The 20,819-nt window shown below is 64.0% G+C and carries 17 protein-coding genes and 1 pseudogene; 6 read left to right on the top strand and 12 right to left on the bottom strand.

Features of this window, described 5'->3' with window-relative positions:
• Positions 1-138 precede the first annotated feature (138 nt).
• The 4 genes from HB778_RS08065 to HB778_RS08050 all read right to left on the bottom strand — a co-directional run bounded on the left by HB778_RS08065 (position 139) and on the right by HB778_RS08050 (position 5,402).
• Positions 139-2,226: a bifunctional metallophosphatase/5'-nucleotidase gene (locus HB778_RS08065; protein WP_183462870.1), complete on the bottom strand. Its 2,088-nt coding sequence runs from the start codon at positions 2,224-2,226 to the stop codon at positions 139-141.
• Positions 2,227-2,461: 235 nt separating this feature from the next.
• Entirely contained in the window at positions 2,462-2,839 is a 378-nt protein-coding gene (locus HB778_RS08060; protein ID WP_095199393.1) for a hypothetical protein, read from the bottom strand.
• A 182-nt stretch (positions 2,840-3,021) separates the two neighbouring features.
• On the bottom strand, positions 3,022-4,467 hold the full coding sequence (locus HB778_RS08055; protein WP_183462868.1) for a homospermidine synthase: 1,446 nt from the start codon (positions 4,465-4,467) through the stop codon (positions 3,022-3,024).
• 188 nt (positions 4,468-4,655) lie between these two features.
• Positions 4,656-5,402 carry an SDR family NAD(P)-dependent oxidoreductase gene (locus HB778_RS08050; RefSeq protein WP_183462866.1) on the bottom strand — a complete coding sequence of 249 codons (747 nt, stop codon included), beginning with the start codon at positions 5,400-5,402 and terminating at the stop codon, positions 4,656-4,658.
• Positions 5,403-5,523: 121 nt separating this feature from the next.
• Between HB778_RS08050 and HB778_RS08045 the strand changes: the two genes are divergently transcribed.
• The gene (locus HB778_RS08045; RefSeq protein ID WP_183462864.1) at positions 5,524-6,402 is read left to right on the top strand and encodes a LysR family transcriptional regulator; all 879 of its coding nucleotides are present in this window, start codon (positions 5,524-5,526) and stop codon (positions 6,400-6,402) included.
• Between the two features lie 5 nt (positions 6,403-6,407).
• Here the strand turns inward: HB778_RS08045 and HB778_RS08040 are convergent, their stop codons facing one another.
• From HB778_RS08040 to HB778_RS08015, 6 genes and pseudogenes are all read right to left on the bottom strand, one after another.
• Positions 6,408-7,340 carry a heme-dependent oxidative N-demethylase family protein gene (locus HB778_RS08040; RefSeq protein ID WP_183462862.1) on the bottom strand — a complete coding sequence of 311 codons (933 nt, stop codon included), beginning with the start codon at positions 7,338-7,340 and terminating at the stop codon, positions 6,408-6,410.
• Complete coding sequence (locus HB778_RS08035) at positions 7,337-7,624, bottom strand: YciI family protein (RefSeq protein ID WP_183462860.1); 288 nt, start codon at positions 7,622-7,624, stop codon at positions 7,337-7,339. Before HB778_RS08035 ends, HB778_RS08040 begins: the two co-directional genes overlap by 4 nt.
• Before the next feature lie 13 nt (positions 7,625-7,637).
• Complete coding sequence (locus HB778_RS08030; RefSeq protein ID WP_183462858.1) at positions 7,638-8,300, bottom strand: aminotransferase class IV family protein; 663 nt, start codon at positions 8,298-8,300, stop codon at positions 7,638-7,640.
• Positions 8,249-9,394 carry an aminodeoxychorismate synthase component I gene (locus tag HB778_RS08025; protein ID WP_183462856.1) on the bottom strand — a complete coding sequence of 382 codons (1,146 nt, stop codon included), beginning with the start codon at positions 9,392-9,394 and terminating at the stop codon, positions 8,249-8,251. The genes HB778_RS08030 and HB778_RS08025 overlap by 52 nt, the downstream gene beginning before the upstream one ends.
• Before the next feature lie 196 nt (positions 9,395-9,590).
• Positions 9,591-10,384, bottom strand: a pseudogene (locus HB778_RS08020) (proton-conducting membrane transporter).
• 330 nt (positions 10,385-10,714) lie between these two features.
• Entirely contained in the window at positions 10,715-12,583 is a 1,869-nt protein-coding gene (locus HB778_RS08015; protein WP_183462853.1) for a M3 family oligoendopeptidase, read from the bottom strand.
• Between the two features lie 172 nt (positions 12,584-12,755).
• Here HB778_RS08015 and HB778_RS08010 point away from each other — a divergent pair, with 172 nt between their 5' ends.
• The 3 genes from HB778_RS08010 (at position 12,756) to HB778_RS08000 (ending at position 17,065) form a co-directional block, all read left to right on the top strand.
• Positions 12,756-14,291: a sigma-54-dependent transcriptional regulator gene (locus tag HB778_RS08010; RefSeq protein WP_183462851.1), complete on the top strand. Its 1,536-nt coding sequence runs from the start codon at positions 12,756-12,758 to the stop codon at positions 14,289-14,291.
• Between the two features lie 582 nt (positions 14,292-14,873).
• Positions 14,874-16,709, top strand: coding sequence for a DUF882 domain-containing protein (locus HB778_RS08005; protein WP_183462849.1), 1,836 nt, complete (start codon positions 14,874-14,876; stop codon positions 16,707-16,709).
• Between the two features lie 179 nt (positions 16,710-16,888).
• Positions 16,889-17,065: a hypothetical protein gene (locus HB778_RS08000; protein WP_183462847.1), complete on the top strand. Its 177-nt coding sequence runs from the start codon at positions 16,889-16,891 to the stop codon at positions 17,063-17,065.
• A 94-nt stretch (positions 17,066-17,159) separates the two neighbouring features.
• Here the strand turns inward: HB778_RS08000 and HB778_RS07995 are convergent, their stop codons facing one another.
• Positions 17,160-18,053, bottom strand: a complete 894-nt coding sequence (locus HB778_RS07995) for an AraC family transcriptional regulator (protein ID WP_183462844.1) — start codon at positions 18,051-18,053, stop codon at positions 17,160-17,162.
• Between the two features lie 130 nt (positions 18,054-18,183).
• Here HB778_RS07995 and HB778_RS07990 point away from each other — a divergent pair, with 130 nt between their 5' ends.
• Positions 18,184-18,933, top strand: a complete 750-nt coding sequence (locus HB778_RS07990) for an SDR family oxidoreductase (RefSeq protein ID WP_183462842.1) — start codon at positions 18,184-18,186, stop codon at positions 18,931-18,933.
• 12 nt (positions 18,934-18,945) lie between these two features.
• Here the strand turns inward: HB778_RS07990 and HB778_RS07985 are convergent, their stop codons facing one another.
• Positions 18,946-19,584, bottom strand: coding sequence for a 2-dehydro-3-deoxy-phosphogluconate aldolase (locus HB778_RS07985; RefSeq protein ID WP_183462841.1), 639 nt, complete (start codon positions 19,582-19,584; stop codon positions 18,946-18,948).
• 192 nt (positions 19,585-19,776) lie between these two features.
• Here HB778_RS07985 and HB778_RS07980 point away from each other — a divergent pair, with 192 nt between their 5' ends.
• Positions 19,777-20,706, top strand: coding sequence for a rhodanese-related sulfurtransferase (locus tag HB778_RS07980; RefSeq protein ID WP_183462839.1), 930 nt, complete (start codon positions 19,777-19,779; stop codon positions 20,704-20,706).
• Positions 20,707-20,819: the final 113 nt, after the last annotated feature.

Below are 20,819 nucleotides of genomic sequence, written 5' to 3'. Positions count from 1 at the left end.
AAGGGTTCTCCGGACACGGCGTGAAACTAGCGATGGCGCGCCGGTTTTCAATGCAACGTCTGGCCGCACCTTAGCTTGAAAATGCAAAGCCCGCCCGGTTTCCCGGACGGGCTTGATGTCGAAACAGACGAAGTGACTTTACTTCGCCGGGATGGTCAGCGTCGCGCCAGGCATAAGCCGATGCGGCCGTTGACCCTTGTTGGCTTCATAGATCAGCTTCCACTTGGTCGCGTCGCCATAGGCCTTCTTGGCCAGATCCCAATAGGTATCGCCGGTGACGATGACATGACTGCCCGTGGCGGGTGCGGTTTCAGCGGGCTTTGCCGGTTCTGCGGGCTTCGCGGGTTCGGCTGGTGCAGGTGCTGCTTCGGCGGGCTTTGCCGGTTCTGCGGGCTTCGCGGGTTCTGCCGGCGCAGGTGCTGCCACGGCGGGCTTTGCCGGTTCAGCAGGCTTCGCGGGTTCGGCTGGTGCAGGTGCTGCTTCAGCGGGCTTCGCCGGTTCAGCCGGTTTGGCTGCCTCGGCCGGTGCGGGCGTCGGGGTTGCCGGCGCTGTCTCGGCCGGCTTTGCCGGTTCGGCCGGTTTGGCGGGCTCGGCGGCGGGGGCCGCCGCGACAGTCGCGGCGATCTCGGTGATGCGGCCGTCGAGCTTCGGCGTGTAGGGCCGGTGGGCGCCGAGATAGTCGGCGACGACCTGTTCGAGACCGGGGCCGTAGTCGTAAGCGTTCTTGGCCTTTTCGGCGAAGACCTTGTAGCCGTCGCCGCCCTGGCGGACATAATTGTTGGTGGCGACGAGATAGTCCTTGTCGGGCTTGATCGGCGCCCAGGCGCCGTTCTCCATCACCTCGACCGACTTGACGCGGCCGGCATTGGGCGCGACCGACTTGTCGAAGGCGTATTTCAGGCCGGCGACTTGCGGGAAGCGGCCGGCGCCGTCCTCGATCTGGCTGAGACCGCCCTCGAGACCGGCGACCAGGTCCTTGCCGGAAATCTGGAAGGTCGCCAGCGTGTTCTGGAACGGCAGCACGGTCAGCACCTCACCCATGGTGACGGTGCCCTTGTCGATCGAGGCGCGCAGGCCGCCGCCATTGGAGATGACGATCTCGACGCCCTGTCCCTTGACGCGGTCGAGTATGGCGTCGGAGACGAGGTTGCCCATCGCGCATTCCCTGGCGCGGCAATTCTCGCGGCTGCCGTCGATGACATCGGTGGTCTCGGCCACTTCCTTGTTCTTCAGAGCCTCGATCGGCGCGCCGAGTTCCTTGATGCGGGCGAGCACGGCAGGATCCGGCGTGATCGACTTGTCGAGAAAGATCGGGTCGCCGCTCGCCGATTTGACGACGCCATTGTCGTCGAACACCACCTTGAACTCGCCGAGATATTTCGAATAGGAGGCCGCCTGCACCACCGGCACCTTGTAGCCGCCGGGATTGTCGACCATCGTCGGGTAGGGGCCTGCCGCCTTCGGATCGGTGTTCGACAGGAGCGTATGGCTGTGGCCGCCGACGACGACGTCGATGCCCGAGATCTTGGCGATGATGTCGCGCTCCCTGTTATAGCCGATATGGGTCACCGCGATGATCTTGTTGACGCCTTGCGCCTTGAGCTTCTCGACTTCCGCGGTGATCGACTTGACGTCGTCGGCGATGGCGATGTTGGGGCCGGGTGAAGCGAGTTCGGGCGTGTCGTTGGTGACGGCGCCGACAATGCCGATCTTCTGTCCGCCGACTTCCACGACGATCGACGGCTTGATCTTGCCGGCTGCGCCGGACTTGTCGTTGGGCACGACATTGGCACTGACGATCGGGAACTTCGCCTTGTCGAGGTAAGGCACCAGCGCGCTCTCGCCGTCGTCGAACTCGTGGTTGCCGAGCGTCACCGCGTCGGGTTTCATCTGATTGAGGAATTCCTCTTCCACGGTGCCCTTGTAGGTGGTGTAGAACAGCGAGCCCTGGAAGCTGTCGCCCGCATTGAGCAGCAGCACGTTCTGCCCTTCGAGCTTCTTGCGTTCCTGGGCGATCGCCGCGATCAATCGGCCGGCGCCACCGATGCATTCGCCCTTGGTCTCCTCGTCGGCCGAACAGGTCGACTCGTATTTGTTGTTGCCCTCGATGCGGCTGTGCCAATCGTTGAAATGCAAAATGTTCAATGTGTAGTCGGCAAAGGATGCGCCGGCCGACAGGCCAAGCGTCGATACGGACAGGGCGGCAATAGCGGCAAGCTTCTTCATCTTCGTCTCCCGGTAGGCTGATCAGAGGCGTTTAATGCCCGTGCTTGACTGGGATATAACAGCCAGCGTTTTGACCATGTTCCCATCGCGTTCCGGCTGACGCAAGCGGAAATGCCAGCTGTGTTTGCAAGGGCAAAACCGGGGGTATTTTCAGGTGAACAACCGGGGATTTGCCGGCGCAAAAAGAACGGCGGCCTGTGGCCGCCGTCCCCAAATGAGTCCGATGTTCGCCGGTTCAGGCGCGTCGCGTGAGGACGAAGTTCTGGCCGGACGAACTGGTGCAGTTCAGCTGGCTGGTGGAGATCAGCAGGCAGTTGAAGCTGACCGGTGTCTGGCGGATCAGCGACGTCCCGTTGATCTCGACCGATGTGGCGCCGGTCATCGTGTAGCTGCCGTCGGCAAGCTTCTGGCCGGTGTCGGTGGCGACGGTCGTGAACTTTCCACCGGTGAAGGTCGACAGGCCGGTGCCCTTGGCATCGATCCACGAGCCCTCGACGCCTTTCGGCGCGGCTGCCATCGGCGGCTGGTCAGGACCGCTGGTCGTGCAGGCAGCGAGCATCATGGCAAAGGAACCCGCCACGCCCATCGAAAGAACTTTGCGCGCAATAGTCATCTGAAATCCTCTCCAAACGCATCGGCCCAAAAATCGGTTTCGATTTTGGCAGGCACGAGGCGAACGTCCAAAGTGCTGGAACGGGCGGACGTCCCGCAAGACGCGCGCTGCCCCAGGCCGCATCTCTTCAATCGCCCGATTTCCGGGCGATTGCAAGGCAATGGCGCATGGTGCGCAGGGTGCTATCGGACGAGGATGTTGCGGAATTGCCACGGGTCGCTGCGGTCGAGGTCCTCCGGGAAGAGCCCCGGGCGCCTGTCGAGCGGCGTCCAGTCGGTGTAATGGCCTTCGACCGGTCCGAGATAGGGCGACTGCACTTCCAGGCAGCGCTTGTAGTCCATCTCGTCGGCCTCGACGATGCCGGCATCCGGGTTTTCCAGAGCCCAGACCATGCCGGCCAGAACCGCCGAGGTGACCTGCATACCGGTGGCGTTCTGATAGGGCGCCAGCTTGCGCGCCTCGGCGAGCGAGAGGTGCGAGCCGTACCAATAGGCATTCTTGTCGTGGCCGTAGAGCAGGACGCCAAGCTCGTCGACGCCGTCGACGAGTTCATTTTCGTCGAGCACGTGGTGCACCGGCTGAGGCTTGCCGGCAGCGCCGAACATCTCGTCCAGCGACAGCATCGCGTCGTTGCAGGGATGGTAGGCATAGTGGCAGGTGGGGCGGTATTGCACCTTGCCCTTCTTGGAGCGCACGGTGAAGAAATCGGCGATCGAGATCGCCTCATTATGCGTCACCAGCAGGCCGTATTGCGGGCCCGGCGTCGGGCACCACGAGCGCACGCGCGTGTTGGCGCCGGGCTGTTCCAGATAGATCGCGGCCTTGGAGCCGTGCTTGTGCTTCTTGGCGTTCTTCGGCATCCACTTCTCATGCGTGCCCCAGCCGAGTTCGGCCGGCTGCAGGCCCTCGGAGATGAAGCCCTCGACTGACCAGGTGTTCCAGAACACATCCATCGGCTTCGGCTTCTTGGTGCGCTGGGTGTCGCGCTCGGCGATATGGATGCCCTTGACGCCGGCCTTCTTCATCAGCTTCGCCCAGCCCTCGCGGTCCTCCTGCGCGGGCTCCGAGAACTCGAGGCCGAGATCGGTGGCGAGGTTGACCAGCGCCTGCTTGACGAACCATGAGACCATGCCGGGATTGGCGCCGCAGGTGGAGACGGCGGTGGCGCCGCCCGGTTTGTCGTGCTTCTCCTTGATCATCGCCTCGCGCAGCGCATAGTTGGTGCGGCTGGCATTGTCGGCCTTGGCGTCGAAATAGAAGCCGAGCCACGGCTCGACGACGGTGTCGATATAGAGCACGCCGAGCTTGCGGCAGAGCCGCATCAGGTCCACCGAGCCGGTATCGACCGACAGGTTGACGCAAAAGCCCTGGCCGCCGCCATTGGTCAAAAGCGGCGTCAGAAGCTTCTTGTAGTTCTTCTCGGTCACCGCTTCCTGGACGAAGGCGATGCCGCGCTCGTCGAGCAGCTTGCGGTCGGTGTCGCGTGGGTCGAGGACCGTCATGCGCGACTTGTCGAACTTGAAATGGCGTTCGATGAGCGGCAGCGTTCCCCGTCCGATCGAGCCGAAGCCGATCATCACCACGGGGCCGGTGATCTCACCGTAAACAGGCCAGTTTTCATTCGCCATTTTATCGAGCACTCCTTCAGACAACGCTTCACTACGGCAGCCTGGCCGCCGCGCGACAAACCATAGATCATTGTCACAATAAAGGGAAAAGCAGCGAAAACGCTTGGGCTGCCCTCCGTCGGAGGCGCTAGTTGATGCCACCGGGAGGCCGCGGCCTGCCCGATGGCTGATGTTGAGCCGGCGTCGTATCAGCGGGCGCCGCCGGACGCGTTGATGCGTTCGCCGGTCAGCCACGCCGCCTCGTCCGAGGCGAGGAAGGCCACTGTCGGGGCGATGTCATCCGGCTTGCCGAAGCGCTGGCCAAGCGGGACGCCGGCGATCAGCATATTGCCGAAATCGGTGCCAACCATGCCCTCGGTCATTTCGGTATGGGTATAGCCAGGCGCCACGATGTTGACACGGATGTTGCGGGCTCCGAGTTCTCTCGACAAGCTAAGCGTCAGAGTGTCGATCGCTGCCTTGCTGGCGGAATAGAGGCTGGTGTTTGGCACCGGGTTCCAGCTCGAGATCGTGCCGATGTTGACGATGCTGCCGCCGCTCTCGGGAAAGTGCCGCATCGCCGCCTTGGTGGTCAGGATGGTGCCCAGCACGTTGGTGTCGAACAACCGGCGATAGTCCGCCTCGCTCGCTTCCTCGAAGGTGCCGAAGACTGCCGTGGCAGCGTTGTTGACCAGAATGCTTGGCTTGCCGAATGCGATCCTTGCCGCCTCGAACATCTTTTCGACATCGGCGGCCTCGGCCACGTCGCCCTGAACCGCGGTCGCCTTGCCGCCGCTGGCGACGATCTCCTTCACCGTGCGTTCGGCGGCCTCGTGGCTGGTGGCGTAGTTGACGACGACGGCGGCGCCTTCCGCCGCCAGCCGCTTGGCGATGCCCGCACCGATGCCGCGCGCGGCGCCGGTGACGATGGCGACCTTGTTGTTGAGCTTGCCCATTTTGGTTCTCCGAATGGCTGGATGGAATGGCTGGATGGATATGACAATCCGCCAATTGGCTATTCCCAAACGGGTCAGGTAGAGTGAATATCGCCATATAACTAATTCCGAGGTGGAATAGATGGACAGGCTCGTGGCGATGAACACCTTTATAAGGGTCATCGAAACCGGCTCGTTCTCGGCGGCCGCGCGGCATTTGCGCGTCGGGCAGCCAGCCGTTTCGAAGGCCATCGCGCAGCTTGAGGAACGGCTCGGCGTTCGCCTGCTGTCGCGCACCACCCGAGGTCTATCGCCGACCGATGCCGGCCTCAGCTTCTATGAAGGCGCCAAGCGCGCGGTCGACGAGGCCGACGAAGCCGAGAACGCGGCGCGTGGCACCGCGGCGGCGCTTACCGGGTTGCTGCGCATCGGTACGTCGGTAACCTTCGGCCGCCTGCATGTCGTGCCGAGGCTGAAAGCCTTCCTGGACGCTCACCCAAGGCTCGACGTCGAGGTGGCGATGGACGACAGGAATGTCGACCTCGTCGAGGAAGGGGTGGATGTCATGCTGCGTCTGGGTGAAAGCTTCGCCCCCGCTCATATCGGGCGCAAGATCGCCACTTGCCGTCGTCTCGTGGTGGCTGCACCCTCCTACCTGGCACGCGAGGGCGAACCCGTCGCGCCGGATGAGCTGTCGCGGCACGAGGCGATCCTTTTCGTTCGAGCAGGCACTTCCAATCGCTGGACGTTCCGGCGAGGCGCCGAAGAGGTTTCGCTTGCCGGCCAAGGGCGGCTGCGCGTGACTTCCGCCGAAGGGATACGTGAGGCAGTCCTTGCCGGCATCGGTTTCACGGTCGGCTCCGAATGGATGTTCGACGCGGAACTGCGCAGCGGCGCCGTGCGGCCGATCCTGGTCGACTGGGCGCTGCCGCCTGTTGAACTGTGGGCGCTGTTTCCGGCCGGACGCAAGGCCAGCGTCAGGGCAAGGACATTCGTCGATTTCCTGGCGGGCAGCCTGTAGGCGCTTCAGCCGGCCATTGTCTTCAATCGTTTGATCAGCCGGTCGCGGTCCGATGTCAGGCCCTTGTAGTCGAGCTGGTCGAGATCGAGCGCTTCGAGTTGGGCAGCAAAGGACAGTGCGAGCTTCGCCCGGTCAGGGTGCCGCTCCAGCACGGCGAGCGGGTCGAGATGGATGCGGATGGTGAACAGGATGTCGCGTGAGGACGGCAGCTTGCGCAAAGTCTGACGCTCGACGCGGATGAAGGCGTGCGCGCTGACGTCGCCGTCGGGGAAGCGTGTCGGGCGGCTGGTGGCTCGGTCGATGCGCTCGACATTGGACAGCGGATGGTAGAGCGCATTGTCGGCCTGGATCGACCAGTTGAAGCGCTCGACGGCCTGGCCCTGCAGGCCATCGAACATGCGGTTGATCAATTCGGCGGGACGCGTGCCCGGGCCGAAGCCCGGCACGGGCTCGTGGATCTGCTGCAGCGGCTTGCCGAACTTTTCGGTGAGCGACCAGGACGAGGGAAAGCACAGCGAACCGGCGGCCAGCCGCCAGCCGCTGTCGTCGCGACGCATCAGGATCAGGTCTTCCTGGACCAGCAGCGAGGCCGCGACCAGCGGCGCGTCGGCAAGACCCGGAGGCAAAGCAGGGTGGTTCGCGGCGCCCACCACCTCGATGCCCACATCGGTGCGGTGATGGGTGTCCGGAAATCGCTCCGGAAGATACGCGCCGAGCAAGTCGAGCACTTCCCGCTGGGCGTCGCGCGTGCCATCTTCCTCGACGAAAACCCGCTCCGGGATTTCGCCGTAGAGTCGACGCTTCTCGGCCAGATAGGGCAGCAGATGGCCGTCGACCTCGATCCAGTTTGCCGGGTCGAGCGGCTTCAGCCCGATGTTGAACAGCTTCGACGAGCCATCATAAGGGGTGTGGGTGGGCAGGGCCTTGGCCAAGCTCATGCTTCCTTGAAAGCGTCGAGACCGGTGGCGGTCATTCTGGCCAGGAATTCGGTGACTTCGTAGTCCGCGGCGCCTGCCTTGGCGAAGGGGTCGGCAGCCAGCCTGGCGTCGAGGATCTCGCGCGGGCATTGCGCGATTATGAGGCCGCCGGTCCGCGGTTTCTTCGGCCCGGAGGCGATGAAGACGCCCTCCGCATAGCAGGCCTTCAGCCATTCGATATGCGCCGCCTGCAAGCGGTCGATCTCGGTCAGAGGCACCTTGTAATTCAGCGAAACGACGAACATGGCGTTCTCCTGGTCACACCAGCCTTGCGGGAATCAGGCCGCGCAGCGAATTGCCGACAAAGAGTGCCTTGGCCGACTTCAGATCGTCATACCTGTAGATCGCTTCCTGGGCGCGGCCTTCATCCAGAAGCGCGGCGCGCAATACGCCAGGCAGCAGGCCGCAATCGAGCCGGGGCGTTGCCAGCACGCCGTTGCCGAAATCGGCGAAGATATTGGTGATGGTGCCTTCGCAGATTTCGCCGCGCTCATTGGCCAGGATCACCTCGTCGGCCTGGGTGACGAGATATTCGGAACGGGCATGGGTGTAGAGCTGGCGCCGGCTGGTCTTGTGGCGCAGCAGCATATTGCCCGAATCGAGCCGCGTCCGCGCCAGCCGCAATATCCAGACCTTGTCGGCGGCGAGCGGTTCGTAGGGTTGTGCCGAGGCCGTCGCTTCGCCGTTGCGCGCCAAAGCGAGCCGCGTGCGCATGGCGGTTCGACAGCCATCGACCGCCTTGCCCAGCAAGGCGCCCACTCTCTGCGGATCGCAGGCAAAGCCAAGCTCCGCCGCCGAGCCATAGAGGCGTGCAAGGTGACGATCGAAGCGCAGGAAGCCCGTCTCGGGCTGCCAGCGCATGGTCTCGATCAACTCGAAATCGGCGGTGTCCCCGTCGCGAAGCGGGCTTTGAGCAGACACTCCTGATACTCCTCCTCAGGCGTCGAATCGAAGACGATGCCGCCGCCGACATTGTAGACGGCCTCGCCGCTGGCAAAGAGCGAGATGGTGCGGATCGCCACGGAAAAGCGCATCGTGCCGCCGGGTGCGATCCAGCCGATGGCGCCGCAATAGACGTCGCGCGGCGTGCCCTCCAGATCGTGCAGGATCTCCATGGCGCGGATCTTTGGCGCGCCGGTGATCGAGCCGCAGGGAAACAGCGCGGCAAAGACCTGGCGGATGGTGAGGCCCGGCAGCAGCTTCGCCCTGACGTCGCTCACCATCTGGTGGACGGTCGGGTAGCTCTCGATGCGAAACAGTTCCGGCACTTCCAGCGTGCCGACCTCGCTGATCAGCGAGATGTCGTTGCGCAGGAGGTCGACGATCATCCGGTTCTCGGCTTGGTTCTTCTCGTCATTGCGCAGGAAATTCTTCTGCCGCTCGTCCTCTGCCTTGGTCGCGCCGCGCGGTGCAGTGCCTTTCATCGGATGCGTCTCGATCATCCCCGCGGCATTGATCTCGAAGAACAGTTCGGGCGAGCGCGACAGCACGATCGGGTCACCGAGCGCGACCAGCGCGCCGTACTTCACCGGTTGGCGCTCGGTCAGCGCGTCGAAAGCGGCAAGCGGATCGCCGGACCATTGCGCCTGCACCGGAAAGGTCAGGTTGCCCTGGTAGCAATCGCCTTGCCTGATGTGTTGGTGCAGTCGCGAGAAGCGTTTTTCGTAGTCCTCGAACGACCAGGCTGCCCTTGCATCGAAGATCGGGCCGTTGGTCGCCGCTGCATTGCGCGGCGGCACCGCTTCTTCGGCCGGAGCATCGAAGACGCCGAGGCAGATGAGCGGCGCGCGACGTCCCTTCGGCAGCAAGGGAACGAGTTTCGGTTCGAGCAGATAACCGGCCTCGTAGGAGAAATAGCCGGCCAGCCACTTGCCGGCGTCGTGCGCGGCCTGCGCTGCCTCCAGCGCCGGCCGGAAATCCCGGGCCCCATGCGCCACGATGATGTCGGCCGGCCGCTCGAAAACCAGCTGGCGCGCGCTTTCGTCGTTGCGGAAAATTGCGGCGGGCAGGGACATGGGACTCGGGTGCTGCGGTCAATGAAGCCGTTGATCGCTCTATATGGGGGGCCGCCCGCGCGCAATCGAGGGAACGGCACCTTGCCCCTCAAAGCCGACCTTTGGGCCGACCTTTGGGCCGACCTCTGGGTCAACCTTGCCGGCAAAACAAACCGGCGGCGCCATGGCGCCGCCGGCTGTGGTCCTGGTTCACCGTTCAGGTGTTGCTGGAGGTTCCCGCGCTCGGAAATTGCTTGGCGAACTCCGCTTCATTGCCTGCAGCCAGCAGCTTCGCCTGTTCGACCCAGCGCTCACGCTCGACGCGTCCGCCGAATTGCAGGGCGTGCTCGATCCGCTCGATGTCGGCAGGGGTCCAGGCGGCGATCTGGGCGAAGGTGGTCACGCCTTGCCCCTTGAGCAGTTTCTCGTTGACCGGGCCGATGCCGATCAGCCGGCGCAGATTGTCGGGCTTGCCCGCCGCTGGCTTGGCTGCAGCCGGTGCGGCCGTCTTGGCGGCTGCCGGCTTGGGCGCGGCGGAACTCTTGGCTGCCGAGGCTGTGGAGGCCGCTGGTTTGCTCGCGGCGGTTTTGGCTGGAGCCGCTGCCTTTGTCGCGGCGGTTTTGGCCGCGGCGGGTTTGGCGGCGGTGGTTTTCGCCGGCGCTGCCTTCGCGGCGGGTTTGGCAGGCGTAGCCTTGGTTGCCGCCGGAGCGGACTTGGCGCGGCCGGCGTCGACAACAGGGCTGCCGGCGGCTGACTGGCGGCCTTTGCTCCGCCACCCGTGGAGGCCTGCGCCTCGCGCAACTGGCGCTCGAGGTCGGTGCGGGTCTTGCCGCATGCACTGAGTTCGCCGGTCAACCGGTCACTGTCGGCACGCAGCCTGTCGCGCTCGCTGCGGGTGCGGTCGAGGTCGCCGCGCAGACTGTCGAGTTCACCGCGCAGGCGACCCCAGATGAACCAGCCAACCAACACGCCTACCAGGAACGCCAGGACCACGTAGAAAAAAGTGCCCATTGTCTCTCTCCAGTCAGATCCGTCTGCCGTGGGTCATGACCTTCGGCGATGGACTACTCGATGATGGTTCCGCGGGTTCGCAGAACAGCCGGCTTCGGTTCGAGCTGTCGGCGATCGGCTTTGCTTGCCCAAGGCCAACGGCCGTTGTCGCGTTCGCCTGAGCGTCACGGCCGGCTGAGATTTTCCCTCGCCGATCCGCATGCGCTCCGGCTGAGCTTGAGCGAAGGCTATCATAGAGCTTGTGGAAAGCTATGGGAAAAACTTCTGCCTAGAGTTCTTCAAGAACAAATATTTAGCGCAAGAATAGTGCGATCCCAACATGCATTCCGGCTAAACTGTTCTGCCCATGCGAGAGGCATCTAAGCTGTCGAGGGATTCCAGTTCGTCGATCAGGCCACTGATCACGCCGAGCCCGATCTGCCAGAAGGCGGGATCGGTAGCGTCGAGCCCGAAGGGCGCCAGAAGCTGCGAATGATGCTTGGTGCCGCCGGCGCGCAGCATCTCGAAATACTTGTCCTGAAAACCGCGCTCGGCGTTCTGGTAGACAGCGTAGAGCGAGTTCACCAGGCAGTCGCCGAAAGCATAGGCATAGACGTAGAAGGGCGAGTGGATGAAGTGCGGGATGTAGGTCCAGAACACTTCGTAGCCCTCGCGCAATTTGATCGCAGGTCCAAGGCTTTCGGCCTGCACTTCCAGCCAGAACTGGCCGAGCCTGTCGGATGTCAGTTCGCCGTTGCGGCGCTCGGCATGCACCTTGCGCTCGAATTCGTAGAAGGCGATCTGGCGGACCACCGTGTTGATCATGTCCTCGACCTTCTGGGCGAGCATGGCCTTGCGCTCGCGTCGGTCTGTGGTTTGCTCCAGCAGCGAGCGGAAGGTCAGCATCTCGCCGAAGACGGACGCCGTCTCGGCCAGCGTCAGCGGCGTCGAGGCCATCAGCGCGCCCTGGCCGGCGGCCAGCACCTGATGCACGCCGTGGCCAAGCTCATGCGCCAGCGTCATCACGTCGCGCGGCTTGCCCATGTAGTTGAGTAGCACATAGGGGTGGGCCGACGGCACGGTCGGATGGGCAAAGGCGCCGGGCGATTTGCCCGGGCGCACCGGCGCGTCGATCCAGTTGCGGTCGAAGAAGGTGCGCGCGATCTCGGCCATCTCGGGCGAGAAGCGCTGATAGGCGGACAGCACCGTGTTCCGGGCCTCATCCCAGCCGATCACCGCCTGCGGCGTCTCCGGCAGCGGTGCGTTGCGGTCCCAGTGGTTCATCACCTCCATGCCGAGCCAGCGCGCCTTCATCGCGTAATAGCGATGCGACAGCCGCGGATAGGCCTCGCGCACCGCGGTGGCGAGGGCATCGACCACGCCGCGTTCGACACGGTTGGCGAGATGGCGGGAATCGGCAATGTCCTCGAAGCCGCGCCAGCGGTCGGAAATTTCCTTGTCCTTGGCCAGCGTGTTGGTGATTAGCGTGAAGGTGCGCAGGCTCTTGCGGAAGGTCGCGGCTAAGGCTTCGGAGGCGCGGCGGCGCACTTCGCCATCGGCATCTTGCAGGCGGTTGAGGGCCGGCTCCAGCGTCAATTCCTCGCCATCGATGTGGAAGCGAAGGTCGGTCATCGTCTCGTCGAACAGGCGGTTCCAGGCGCCGCGTCCGGTGATCGACTTCTCGTGGAAAAGTTGCTCGACGCGGTCCTCGAGCTGGTATGGCTTGTCCATTCTGAGGTCGAGCACCCAGGGCCGGTAGTGGCCGAAAGCGGAATCGGCGGCCAGCGCACTTTCGATCGCGGCGTCCTCGATCAGGTTCAGTTCGAGCGCGAAGAACAGAAGATGTGCACTGGCGTCGGTCATCTTCTCCTGGATGTCGCCATAGAGCTTGGCGCGCTGCGGATCGGCAGTGTTGCCGGCATAGACCAGGCCGGCATAGGAGACGATGCGGCCGATCAGTTCCTCCAGCCTCTCGTAAGCGACCAGCGCCTCGCCCAGCCGGCCGGCGCCGCCGCGCCCGGCCTCGGCGGCGAGCGTGCCCTTCCAACGGGTCTCGAAAGCGATCGCGTCAGCGGCGGCCTTGGCGATGTCACGCTTCAGTTCCGGAGCTTCCATGCCGGCATAGAGGTCGGCAAGGTTCCATTCCGGCAGATCGCCAAGCTCGGCCGCGCCCTGACCGGACGCCGGTGCCGCAAGCCGCCGACCAAACATCATGCGCATCGACAATACCTTCTGTGAATTATGGGGTCAGAATCAAGCAGCAGAATCAGGGGGAACAGGGAAGCCGGTCAAATCCTAAGGAATTCGTTCACCGGGTTTTTTGAAACCTTATTTAGAACCCTGTGCCAAGATGATCCATGGGGATTTCGAGCGCGGGCAGTTCAAGACAGTCATGACAGGTTCCATACTCATAGTCGATGACGATCCCGTGCAGCGCCGGCTGCTCGAGGCGGCGGTGACGCGGTTCGGCCACACGGCAATCGTCGTCGACGGCGGTGCCGCCGGCCTCGAAGTGCTTGACGGGACTGGTGCCCGCGACGTCTGCGTGGTCATCCTCGACCTGGTCATGCCCGGTCTCGACGGCATCGGCGTGCTGAAGGCGATGCGTGAACGCGACATCACCGTTCCGGTCATCGTCCAGACCGCCCAGGGTGGCATCGAAACCGTGGTGTCGGCGATGCGCCACGGTGCCTTCGATTTCGTCGTCAAGCCGGCTTCACCCGACAGGCTGCAGGCGTCGATCGCCAATGCGCTCAAGGTCGAGGCGGTCGAGGGCGAGGTCAAACGCACGTCGCGCAAGCGCGGCGGCCTTTTGACCTTCAAGGATATGATCACCCACAGTCCGGCCATGGACAGGGTGATCCGCCTCGGCCAGAAAGCGGCCGGATCCAACATCCCGATCCTGATCGAAGGCGAATCCGGCGTCGGCAAGGAGCTGGTGGCGCGCGCCATCCAGGGCAGCGGCGACCGCCGCTCGAAACCCTTCGTCACCGTCAATTGCGGCGCGATTCCCGACAATCTGGTCGAATCGATCCTGTTCGGCCATGAGAAAGGCTCGTTCACCGGCGCCACCGACAAGCACACCGGCAAGTTCGTCGAGGCGCATTCGGGCACGCTGTTTCTGGACGAGATCGGTGATCTGCCGCTCGACGTCCAGGTCAAGCTGCTGCGCGCCGTGCAGGACGGCGAGGTCGATCCGGTCGGCGGCCGCGCCACCGTCAGGGTCGACATCAGGTTGATTTCGGCGACGCACCGCAACCTGCTGCAGCAGGTCAAGGACGGCAAGTTCCGCGAGGATCTGTTCTACCGGCTCAACGTCTACCCGATCTTCGTGCCGCCGTTGCGCGACCGCCGCGACGACATTCCGCATCTGGTCACGCATTTCATGGAGAAGGTGGCGCCTGCCGATCCGCGCCATCGCCTGCAAGGCATTTCGGCGGCAGCGCTTGGCGTGCTGCAGGCCTATGACTGGCCCGGCAACATAAGGCAGCTCGAAAACGCCGTCTTCCGCGCCTCGGTGCTGTGTGACGGCGATGTGCTCGACGTCGATGACTTTCCGCAGATCCGGGCGCAGGTGGAAGGCACCGTCAATCTCGAAACGGACGACACAGCACCTCATTTTGTGTCGCCTCCAGGGCTCCGCGATGAGGAGGTCCCAGCCGGCGATACCGCTCCGCTGGCCGAGCCGGATCGGCCGGCCGTGCTCCAGCCCAGATTCGGCACGCTGCGGGCGCTCGACGAACGCGGCAATGTGCGGGCGCTGGCCGACGTCGAACTCGAGATGATCAAGCTCGCCATCGATCACTACAATGGCCAGATGAGCGAAGTCGCGCGCCGCCTCGGCATCGGCCGCTCGACGCTTTACCGCAAGCTCAAGGAATACGGTATCGATCCGGAAACCGGCCGCGTCGATCGTCTCGCCTCCTAAGGTGTGTTGATATTCAGGTGAGGCCGGCCTGCAAACGGCGGTTCCCTGCGCTTCCGGTGCTCACGTACTTCAAGTACGCTCCGCTCCGGTTCTCGGAACCCACCATTTTCGACTCGGCCTGACCTGAATCTCAACACACCTTGGGAGCGTTTGATCTCTTCCGAAAATCGGGATCACGCTCCCGCCGCAAGGCCCGGACCAGCTTGCAATGCCAGATTTGGCCCTGTATCGGGGGTTTCGGTTGGAATATGGCAAGCCTGTGGACAGCTCTGTTCACGCATTAAGGCTAACGGTAACAGATCGTGTTCGGCCAAAGCCGGAATCCTGATCTAAACCAGCGGTTTACCAAGAAGTCTTGTGAACAATTTTTGACGGGATATCGCCATGGTGTTACCGCATTTCGGCTTCAATAAGCGATGATTAACCATTAGGATCGATATTCGGATGTGAAAACGACACATCCGTTTGGGCAAATCCGGGGACAAACGGCAGCCTGCAAGGCCTTTTGATTTGAACAGAATCGAACGACTCAGAAACGGGCGTCATGATCATTTGAGCGTCTGGCCGAGATGGCTGGCAGCGATGATTGTCGCTTTTGGTTTTGTTGCCGCGGCCGCCACCGGCGCCCAGGCCGAAGTTCGTTCGCTGAAGCTCTACCACCTCCACACGCATGAGAAGGCGGAGATCGTGTACAAGCGCAATGGCCGCTACGATCCCGAGGGCCTGCGCAAGATCAACATCATCCTACGTGACTGGCGCCGCAACGAGCCGACCAAGATGGATCCGCGCCTGCTAGACCTGGTCTGGGAGGCCTATCGTGAAAGCGGCGCCACCGACTATATCCAGGTCGTCTGCGGTTACCGTTCGCCGGCGACCAACTCGATGCTGCGCAGCCGCAGCCGGGGCGTCGCCGAGAAGAGCCAGCATATGCTCGGCAAGGCGATGGATTTCTATATTCCCGGCGTGCCGCTGAAGAAGCTGCGCAACATCGGCCTCAAGATGCAGGGCGGTGGCGTCGGCTACTATCCGACCTCCGGTTCGCCTTTCGTCCATATGGATGTCGGCAATGTGCGCCATTGGCCCGGCATCAGCCGCCAGGAACTGGTCAGCCTGTTCCCCAATGGCAAGACGCTGCATGTGCCGAGCGACGGCCGGCCGCTGCCCGGCTATGAACAGGCAATGGCCGCCTACAAGGCACGCAAGGGTTCGGGCACGCCCAATGTCGAGATGGCCAGTGTCGGCGGCGGTAAGAAGTCGGGTGGGTTCCTGTCTGCTCTCTTCGGTGGCGGCGGCTCCGACGAAGCCGACGACAGCGCCGATGTCGAGACCGCTTCCGCCGAGCCCGCGCCCAAGCCGAGAAGCCTGAAGCCGGCCGCGACCGCTAAGAGCAGCAACCTGCCGGGCATCGCCATCGTCGCGCCGGAGAAGGCGCAGCGCGCCAACATTCCGCAGATTGCCGACGAGCAGACTCCGGAGCCGGAACAGGATACGCCGGAAACGATCATTGCGGCGCTGCCGGCCAAGGAGATTCCGCTGCCCGATTTCGCACCGCGGCCGAAGGTCGATGTCGGCGCGCAGCCTGAGAATGTTCCGTTCGCCACGGCGGACGCGACGTCGACCACCGAACAGGCCGTGGCGACCGCGCAGGCGCCGGCGAACATGCCTTTCGGCAAGGCTGACCCCGTGGCGGTAACGGCGGCTGCCGCGGCCGATCCGGCACAGGTTGCCGTCAACAACATCCCCGTGCCGACATGGCGTCCCGAACGCACGCTGCCGGCGGAACTCGCGCCGCCGCCCAGCAAGGATGTGCTGATGGCGCTGGCGGATACGGCCGAACAGGGCAAGACCGCGACCGATGCGTTCTCGGTCCTGCCTTCGGCGCGGCCCGAGCCGGCCAAGCCGGACGCCGTCAAGGCCGTGCTCGACGAGGCCAACGCCCAGGTCGGCAATGCCGTCGAGTACAAGCAGGTCGGCAATGCCGACGAATACAAGGTTGCGTCGCTGGCCGAAGAGCCGCGCTCGGCCTTCAACGACCCGTCTGATGTCAATGCCGCGTCGCCGCGCCAGGCGGTTGCCGCCCGTCCGGCGGGTTCCGATCCGGCCGCCGCGATTGGCGCCGGTGTGAAGACGACCCGCAAGGAAGCCAGGGCCACCGCCCGCGATCAGAAACCCGGCCCCAGGGCCATGGTGGTTGCCGCGGCACCCCAGGCCGCCCGCTGGGCGCTGACCAGCGGCGATAACGTCGCCACCGTTTCGAGCGCGACGACGGCGCCGGGCTACGCCTACAATATCGTGCATACGCCGCCGAGCGAGGTCTATACGGCCGGTTTCCAGACCGACGCCCAGGCGCCAGACCCCAGCCGCTTCACCGGCAACGCCGTCAAGTTCCTGTCGGTTGCCCGCTTCCAGACGAAGTAGCCGGCTGTCCAGATAAAGCAGAAGCCGCGCAGGGCAACCGGCGCGGCTTTTTGCTTTTCAGGGTACGGCAGATGCGATGCCGCGATCCTGCGGATCACACGCGGCTGAACTTCTCGTGAAGCCGGAACGGCTCCCTCATTTCCGGGTTAGTGTGCGTACGTTCCAACCTGGGGATATTCATGAAGAAGATTCTACTGGCATCCGTTCTGGCATTGGTTGCAGCATCGGCCGCGATCGCTCCATCGCAAGCCGAAACCGTGATCATCAAGAATGGCCGGCATCATTGCAGGACCAGGCTGGTCACGCATTGGGTTCACCATCATCGGGTGACCGAGCAGGTCAAGGTCTGCCACTGATCCGGAACCGAAAGGATCCGGAGAATTGGCCCGGTCGGCGAGAGTCGGCCGGGCTTTTCATTGGTAGCGTGTAGCCACTTTTGGGCGATATGCATCAGTCGATTTCCAGGGTGGCGGCTTCGCCCCTGGCCAGAAGCCGCGCGGCGTCACGCGCCGGCGGCAGTCCGAAATGGCGGGCATATTCCCGGCTGAACTGGGATGCGCTTTCATAGCCGACGGCAAAGGCGACACGCGCGGCGCTGCCCGGCTCCGCGATCAGCAGATGACGCGCCTCCAGCAGACGGACCTGCTTCTGGTACTGGATCGGGCTCATCGCGGTCGCCGCCTTGAAGTGGCGGTGAAACGAAGCGTTGCTCATATGCGCGAGCGCGGCCAGCTCCGTCACATCGATAAGCTCGTTGTAGTGCGATCGTATCCAGGCGGTGGCGCGGCGGATCTGTGACAGGCGGCCATCGGCGCGCGCGAGCTGGCGCAGCTTCGCGCCTTGCGGACCTTGCAGCAGGCGGAATGCGATCTCGCGTTCGAGCATGGGCGCGAGCACGGGAATCTCGGTTGGCCGGTCGAGCAGCCGCAGCATGCGGCGCCAGGCATCGAGCAGTTCGTCATCAGCCCGGTTGGTCACGAAGCTGTCGCCGTCGACTACCGGCTTGTGGTCGATAAGCAGGCCGGCGATCAGTTCGATATCGAGGGCGAAGGCGATGGCCATGTAAGGGCAGGCGCTGCTCGCCTCGATCAGCTGGCTGGTGGCGGGCGTCTCCACCGCATAGACGAAATAGCTGCCGGCGCCATAGCGCAGCGTGCGGTCGCCGATCAGCACTGTCTTCGTCCCTTGAAGCACGAACAGCGCCGTCGGTTGGCAAAGCTCGGGCAATGGCGGGGTCGCAACCTCACTGCGGCCGATGGTGACACGCGGGATGGCCGTTTTGGTGCGCCGCCCATGCGCATGGCGGCCGGCGATGGCGATCAATTCCTGCAAGGCTTCTTCCATGTCTTCAGCATTGCCGATCCATGCGCGCCGCGCAACCAGTTGAGAGGATTAGGCAAGAGGACGCGAGTATCCGGCGCGCGAAACTGGCCGGCGCGCGTCATATCCAGGTCACCAAGAAGGAGACACGGACATGACGACGAAAATGAATGCGCTGGTCACCGGCGCCAACAAAGGCATCGGCCTTGAAACCGCTCGCCGGCTGGCAACAAAAGGGTTCAAGGTCTGGCTCGGTGCCCGCGATGCCGAGCGCGGGGAGGCCGCGGCAAAGGCGTTGCGCAACGACGGGCTCGACGTCGAATGGCTCGAGCTCGACGTCAGCAGCGATGACAGCATGGCGGCCGCGGCCAGAAGCTTGACGACGCGGCTATCCAGCCTCGACGTGCTGGTCAACAATGCCGGCATTGCGCCTGGCTATGTCGACGCGCTCGGACCCGACGGTCGTTATGAACGGCCGCCGAGCCGCGAGAACATCGCTGACATGAAGGCCACTTATGACGTCAACGTCTTCGGCCCGGTTCGCGTCACCCAGGCCTTCCTGCCGCTGCTCCTGGCGTCGCCCGCCGCCCGCATCGTCATGGTCAGCAGCTCTCTCGGCTCGATCGCGCGCGCCGCTGATAACAGCCAGTCGCCCAATGTCATGGGCTATGGCAGTTCGAAAACAGCGCTCAATGCCATCACGGTTGCCTTCGCCCGGGAGCTTGCGCCGCGCGGCATCATGGTCAACGCCGCCGCACCCGGCTACACCGCGACGGACCTCAATGCGCACAGAGGCGGCCGCACCGTGCAGCAGGCCGCCGGGGTCATCGTGCAGCTGGCAACGCTGAAGGCCGGCGGCCCCACCGGCGGTTATTTCGACGAGAACGGTCCGTTGCCCTGGTGAGCGAAGACCCGATTATTTCCGGAGCTGGCTGGCAGCGCGTGCGAGCGCTTCGATCTCGTCCCATTTGCCGGCCTTGACCATGTCGTCGGGCGCAACCCAGGAGCCGCCGACACAGATGACGTTGGGCAGGCTGAGATACTCGGCGGCGTTCTTGCCGGTGATGCCGCCGGTCGGGCAGAATTTGACGTCGGCCAGCGGTGAGGCGAAAGCCTTCAGCGAGGCGATGCCGCCGGACTGCTCGGCCGGGAAGAATTTCAGGAAGCGCAGGCCGGCCTCGCGCGCGGCCATGATCTCGCCGGGCGTGATGGCGCCGGGCAGCAGCGGAACCTCGCTGTCGGCGGCGGCGGCCAGAAGCTCACGCGTGATGCCGGGGCTGACGATGAAGCGCGAACCGGCGCTGGCTGCTTCATCGAACTGCTTGCTGTCGAGAATGGTGCCGGCGCCGACAATGGCTTCCTCGACCTCGGCCGCAACGCGCCGGATCGCTTCCAGCGCGTCGGCGGTCCGCAGCGTGATCTCGATCGCCGGCAGGCCGCCGCGCGCCAGGGCGCGGGCCAACGGCACGGCGTTGGCGACATCAGTGATCTTCAGCACCGGAATGACCGGCTGGCCGTTGAGGAGGGACAGGAGTTTTTCGGTCTTGCTGGGCATCTGTCTCTCCATAGCTAAGGGTGATTTCAACCGATTAGCAGACGGGTGTTTGCCTGTCCACGAAACCAAGCGTGTCGCGATGTCACGCGTTGCGGGGTTACCATACCAGCCATTACTATCAAACAGGGTGACGGGCTGATGAAACCCGCTCCGCCTTGAATCGGCGGCCATGAGCGTCTAGTTGCTCTGGCGATGACACCGTCCGCTCCATCCCAGCCTGTCCGCGTCGCCGCGCTTTACCGGTTTGCCCGGCTCGATGCCTTTGACGAATTGCGCGCGCCGCTCGCAGCCTTCTGCTGTGGACGCGGCATCAAGGGCACGCTGCTTCTGGCACATGAAGGCATCAACGGCACCGTCGCCGGCAGCGAAGCAGCGATCGCCGAGCTGATCTGTTATATCGAGGCCATCGACGGGCTGGCGGGCCTCGAAGTCAAGTACAGCACAGCCGCGGACATGCCGTTCCACCGCATGAAGGTGCGGCTGAAACGCGAGATCGTCACCATGGGCGTCGGGGACATCGACCCGGTGGCGAGCGCCGGCACCTATGTCGTGCCTGCGGATTGGAACGCGCTGATCTCGCAGCCCGATACGATCGTCATCGACACGCGCAACGCTTACGAGGTCTCGATCGGCACGTTCAAGGGCGCGGTCGATCCGGCGACGGCGAGCTTTCGCGAATTCCCGGCCTGGGTGGAAGCGCACCGGGCTGAGCTCGAAGGCCGCAAGGTGGCGATGTTCTGCACCGGCGGCATTCGCTGCGAAAAGGCGACCGCCTATGTCAGGTCGCTCGGCTTCGAGGATGTGTTCCACCTCAAGGGCGGCATCCTCAAATATCTCGAAGAGGTCCCGGCCGAGCAAAGCCTGTGGCAAGGCGAGTGCTTCGTCTTCGACGAGCGGGTTTCGGTGTCGCACGGTCTCGCCGAAGGCGATGCGGAACTGTGCCGTGCCTGTCGCCATCCACTGACGCCCGGCGAGCTGGCGTCGCCGAAATATGCCGCCGGCGTCTCTTGCCCGCATTGTTTTGACGCCCGTACCGACGAGGACCGCCAGCGCTATGCCGAGCGCCAGCGGCAGGTCGAGCTTGCGCAAGCGCGGGGCAAGGGGCCGCATATCGGATCCTGATCCAGGCTACGGAACCCCGGCAAAGCGGCGTCCTGTCATTGCAATGTCAAGTTTCGGGACCTACGTCTTCGGCGTTCGAAACCTGCCCGTTCGGCCGGGCACATGCTGGAGGC

Source organism: Mesorhizobium huakuii (genome assembly GCF_014189455.1).
Taxonomy (GTDB): domain Bacteria; phylum Pseudomonadota; class Alphaproteobacteria; order Rhizobiales; family Rhizobiaceae; genus Mesorhizobium; species Mesorhizobium huakuii_A.
Note: the sequence above shows the minus strand (reverse complement) of the source record. Positions and strands in the feature narration are given on the sequence as shown.

Bases quoted from the DNA above. Each gene is read 5' to 3' on its own strand.
- HB778_RS08015 (WP_183462853.1), bottom strand. From the start codon at position 12,583: ATGCGCATGATGTTTGGTCGGCGGCTTGCGGCACCGGCGTCCGGTCAG.
- HB778_RS08055 (WP_183462868.1), bottom strand. From the start codon at position 4,467: ATGGCGAATGAAAACTGGCCTGTTTACGGTGAGATCACCGGCCCCGTG.
- HB778_RS08000 (WP_183462847.1), top strand. From the start codon at position 16,889: ATGAAGAAGATTCTACTGGCATCCGTTCTGGCATTGGTTGCAGCATCG.
- HB778_RS08040 (WP_183462862.1), bottom strand. From the start codon at position 7,340: ATGAGCTTGGCCAAGGCCCTGCCCACCCACACCCCTTATGATGGCTCG.
- HB778_RS08005 (WP_183462849.1), top strand. From the start codon at position 14,874: ATGATTGTCGCTTTTGGTTTTGTTGCCGCGGCCGCCACCGGCGCCCAG.
- HB778_RS08050 (WP_183462866.1), bottom strand. From the start codon at position 5,402: ATGGGCAAGCTCAACAACAAGGTCGCCATCGTCACCGGCGCCGCGCGC.
- HB778_RS08065 (WP_183462870.1), bottom strand. From the start codon at position 2,226: ATGAAGAAGCTTGCCGCTATTGCCGCCCTGTCCGTATCGACGCTTGGC.
- HB778_RS08060 (WP_095199393.1), bottom strand. From the start codon at position 2,839: ATGACTATTGCGCGCAAAGTTCTTTCGATGGGCGTGGCGGGTTCCTTT.
- HB778_RS08025 (WP_183462856.1), bottom strand. From the start codon at position 9,394: ATGTCCCTGCCCGCCGCAATTTTCCGCAACGACGAAAGCGCGCGCCAG.
- HB778_RS07980 (WP_183462839.1), top strand. From the start codon at position 19,777: ATGACACCGTCCGCTCCATCCCAGCCTGTCCGCGTCGCCGCGCTTTAC.
- HB778_RS08045 (WP_183462864.1), top strand. From the start codon at position 5,524: ATGGACAGGCTCGTGGCGATGAACACCTTTATAAGGGTCATCGAAACC.
- HB778_RS08035 (WP_183462860.1), bottom strand. From the start codon at position 7,624: ATGTTCGTCGTTTCGCTGAATTACAAGGTGCCTCTGACCGAGATCGAC.
- HB778_RS07995 (WP_183462844.1), bottom strand. From the start codon at position 18,053: ATGGAAGAAGCCTTGCAGGAATTGATCGCCATCGCCGGCCGCCATGCG.
- HB778_RS07990 (WP_183462842.1), top strand. From the start codon at position 18,184: ATGACGACGAAAATGAATGCGCTGGTCACCGGCGCCAACAAAGGCATC.
- HB778_RS08010 (WP_183462851.1), top strand. From the start codon at position 12,756: ATGACAGGTTCCATACTCATAGTCGATGACGATCCCGTGCAGCGCCGG.
- HB778_RS07985 (WP_183462841.1), bottom strand. From the start codon at position 19,584: ATGCCCAGCAAGACCGAAAAACTCCTGTCCCTCCTCAACGGCCAGCCG.